Genomic DNA, 2,700 nt, shown 5'->3' with positions numbered 1-2,700 from the left:
ATCCGTGATGCGCTCCGAATGGCCGAGAAGGCACATCCGGTGCTCGCGCTCTTCGATCACAACGGCCGGCCGCTGCACCTCGGTCGGTCGAAGCGCTTGGCATCGGCTGATCAGCGACTCGCACTCATCGCCGCCTCGCGTGGCTGCACGAGACCGGGCTGCGACGCACCGGCGTCGATGACCGCCGTGCATCACCTGACCGAATGGAACAAGGGCGGCCGCACCGACATCGACGCTCTCGATCTCGCGTGCGATCACTGCCACGCCCTCGTCCACGACGGCCCCGGCGGCTGGCAGACCCGCACCGCGGCGGCAACCCTCGACCGCACCGGCCGGGCCGGAGCAACATGCACCTGCCGGACCGTGAAAGAAGCCACCGGCCACGCAGGCAGCTCTGGCCGTACCGAAGCAGAAACAACGGGCAATGCAGGCCGCACCAGCCGTACCGCGGCGACGACCCCCGACCGCAGCGGCGACGCCGGCCGCACCGAATGGATCCCACCGCCGCACATCGACCCCACCCGCACACCGCGGGTCAATCAACGCCACCACCTCGGCGACATCCTCGCCGCAGCGCTGGCGCACCACCGCGCCCGCCGCGACGCAGAACTGCGCGAGCATCGGCGGCTCTGGGAGCGCGACGTGGATGGGGCCGGCGACGGCGACGCACCGTAGCCACGGCGGACGCACACGCCCCCCGCACACGCCCACGCCGGGTGAATCCAGGTCGAGACGCGGGGCGGCCACTGTGGCATCGGTCATGCCGTGGCCACCTCGAAGCAGAACTGCGCGAGCATCGGCGGCAGTGGGGGCGCGACCGGAAAGAGAAAGACGACGGTGACGCGCCCTGACGAAGCCGATGTATCCGCTGTCCCACATGCCCGGATGTCGACCCGCGAATCGGAGCGCGTACCCACACATGGCCGCAAGCGTGCGCCCGGATCATCGGAGTTGGCCGAGGTGCTCAGGCATTCGGTTCACCCGGACGACCTAGCCCTTCTGTGTCAGGGTGGTGGTATTGGTCGACGTGGCCCGGGTCGGCTTGGGGGTGCCGCGTGAAACCCACCACTACCTGGGGTCAGAAGCAGAAAACTGAGTAGACTCATTAATGAGTCAAATTCGATCAGGTGGCTGCGGGAGGTGAGATCCGATGCAACGAACCGCAGGGGGCCGCCGTGAACGCGGCAAGGCCGAGAAGCAGACCCGGATCTGCCGCGCCGCGCGGGACCTGTTCGCCGAGAACGGTTACGAGGCCGTGACGACCCAGCAGGTCGCCGACCGCGCGGACGTCGCGATCGGGACGCTGTTCCGATACGCGTCGTCGAAGGCCGAACTGCTTCTCATGGTCTACAACGAGGCTTTCGCCGCGGCGGTCGCCCAGGGCGAGGTCGAGTCGGCGGGAGTCGCCGACCCCGTGCAGCGGGTGCTCGCGCTGATCGGCCCGGTGATCCACTCGGGCCGCGATCACGACGAGAACCTCGTCGCCTACCAACGCGACCTGCTGTTCGGTCCGCCCGACGCCCCGTTCCGGGTGGCCGGACTGCAGATCGTCACCCGCCTCGAGGAGCTGATCGCCGCGTGCCTCACCGGCGGCGATCCCGCGGACGAGGACGCGACCGCCGCCGGGCGGGCGGTCTTCGCCGTCCTCCACCTGGAGATCGCAGGGCCAGTCGTCCGGGCGTCCGAGCCCGGCGTCGCCTCCGGCGCGCTGCGCCGTCAGGTCGAACTGATCGTGGCGGGCTACCAGGCCCGCCGTCCACAACAGCAGTCAACGAAGGGAAGAGCTTGATGACCGCCATCACCAAGATCACCGTGCTGGGGACGGGTGTCCTCGGCTCCCAGATCGCTTACCAGAGCGCCTATCACGGCGTCGACGTCGTCGCCTACGACATCAGCGACGAGATCCTCGAGAAGGCGAAGGCGCGGTTCGCGGGCCTCGCCGAGACCTACAAGGCCGAGGTTCCCGGCGCCAGTGACGAATTGGTGCAGAACGCGCTCGGCAAGATCTCGTACTCCGCGGATCTCGCAGATGCCGTCAAGGATGCCGACCTCGTGATCGAGGCCATCCCCGAGATCCTCGACCTCAAGCGCGACACCTACACCAGGCTCGGCGAGGTGGCGCCGGCGAAGACGATCTTCGCGACCAACTCCTCGACACTGCTGCCGAGCGACCTGAAGGAGTTCACCGGCCGCCCCGAGAAGTTCCTGGCCCTGCACTTCGCGAACCACGTCTGGCGGCAGAACACCGCCGAGGTGATGGGCACCGACAGCACCGATCCCGAGGTCTGCCGCCGCGTCGTCGACTTCGCCACCGCGATCGGCATGGTTCCGATCGAGCTCAAGAAGGAGAAGGCAGGCTACGTCCTCAACTCGCTGCTCGTGCCGTTCCTCCGTGCGGGCGCCGAGCTGCTCGTCGACGGGATCGCCGACCCCGAGACCGTGGACAAGACGTGGCGGATCGGTACCGGAGCCCCGCTCGGACCGTTCCAGATCTACGACATCGTCGGTCTGACCACCGCCTACAACATCTCCGCCGCCGGCGACGAGCCGCAGCAGCGGTTCGCGAAGTACATCAAGGAGAACTACATCGACAAGGGCAAACTCGGGGTCGCGACGGGCGAGGGCTTCTACAAGTACACCTCCTAGGCGCGGCAGCCGCCGACGGAAAGTGGGCGTCGGGCACGGGAATCGCTTCCCGTG

Annotated in this window: 3 protein-coding genes; all 3 read left to right on the top strand. The window is 68.1% G+C overall.

All coding sequences use genetic code 11. The features are described from left to right. Positions 1 to 675 (top strand): HNH endonuclease signature motif containing protein (locus ACWDU4_RS28230; protein ID WP_450117266.1); only part of this gene is annotated, 675 nt, incomplete at its 5' end. Positions 676 to 1,150: 475 nt separating this feature from the next. Next, positions 1,151 to 1,789, top strand: coding sequence for a TetR/AcrR family transcriptional regulator (locus ACWDU4_RS28225; RefSeq protein WP_450117265.1), 639 nt, complete (start codon positions 1,151 to 1,153; stop codon positions 1,787 to 1,789). Next, entirely contained in the window at positions 1,789 to 2,646 is an 858-nt protein-coding gene (locus tag ACWDU4_RS28220; RefSeq protein ID WP_450117264.1) for a 3-hydroxyacyl-CoA dehydrogenase, read from the top strand. The genes ACWDU4_RS28225 and ACWDU4_RS28220 overlap by 1 nt, the downstream gene beginning before the upstream one ends. Positions 2,647 to 2,700: the final 54 nt, after the last annotated feature.

It is taken from the genome of Rhodococcus sp. NPDC003348 (assembly GCF_053589375.1).
The sequence above is the reverse complement of the archived record's forward strand: the minus strand, read 5'-3'. Positions and strand labels throughout refer to the sequence as shown.

What these genes read in the sequence shown, in the direction of transcription:
- ACWDU4_RS28225 (WP_450117265.1), top strand. Translation starts at nt 1,151, where the DNA reads ATGCAACGAACCGCAGGGGGCCGCCGTGAACGCGGCAAGGCCGAGAAG.
- ACWDU4_RS28220 (WP_450117264.1), top strand. Translation starts at nt 1,789, where the DNA reads ATGACCGCCATCACCAAGATCACCGTGCTGGGGACGGGTGTCCTCGGC.